The sequence below is a fragment of the Achromobacter sp. GbtcB20 genome, from assembly GCF_019091095.1.
GTDB classification, from domain to species: domain Bacteria; phylum Pseudomonadota; class Gammaproteobacteria; order Burkholderiales; family Burkholderiaceae_B; genus Achromobacter; species Achromobacter mucicolens.
Genome location: NZ_JAGXJZ010000141.1, coordinates 1 through 652, shown reverse-complemented (window position 1 = coordinate 652; position 652 = coordinate 1). Strand labels below are relative to the sequence as shown.

Here is a 652-nt window from a genome sequence, read left to right as displayed (position 1 = left end):
CCAGCGCCTGGCGCGTCTGGGCGACGAAGTCGTCGGACTGGAAGCGTCCTTCGGCATCCCAGCCGACCATGCCGCTGACGTGCACCTGCAAGCCGCGCGCGGCCACGCCGTTGGCGTAGCCCTTCGGACGCGGCCAGCCGGGCGGCTGCAACACCTGCATCAGCCCGCTCATGCCTGCTCCCGCGCCGCCTGGGCAGCGGCATGTTCGCCGAGCAGATCGCGCGCGATGATCAGCTGCTGCACTTCGCTGGCGCCCTCGTAGATGCGCAGCGCCCGGATCTCGCGGTAGAGCGTTTCCACCGGCTGGCCGCTGACCACGCCCAGGCCGCCGAACATCTGCAGCGCGGCGTCGATCACGGCTTGCGCGTTCTCGGTGGCGGTGAGCTTGGCCATGGCCGCCGCGCGCGTGACGCGCCGGCCCTGGTCGCGTTCCCAGGCGGCGCGGTAGGTCAGCAGGGCCGCGGCGTCGATGTTCGTGGCCATCCCGGCCAGCTTGGCCTGGGTGATCTGGAAGTCGGCCAGGGTCTTGCCGAACATGTGGCGCGACGCGGCCCGGTCCAGCGCCTCGTCCAGCGCACGGCGCGCGAAGCCGAGCGCGGCGGCGGCGACCGAGGTGCGGAACACGTCGAGCGTGGCCATCGCCACCTTGAAG

1 protein-coding gene and 1 pseudogene are annotated in these 652 nt (G+C 72.2%); both read right to left on the bottom strand.

Going from position 1 to position 652, the window contains the following annotated elements; genetic code table 11:
• Window positions 1–160, bottom strand: a pseudogene (locus KVT32_RS32295) (RidA family protein); the annotation flags it as partial.
• An 8-nt stretch (window positions 161–168) separates the two neighbouring features.
• A partial coding sequence (locus tag KVT32_RS28220) for an acyl-CoA dehydrogenase family protein (protein ID WP_256450100.1) occupies window positions 169–652 on the bottom strand: 484 nt, incomplete at its 5' end.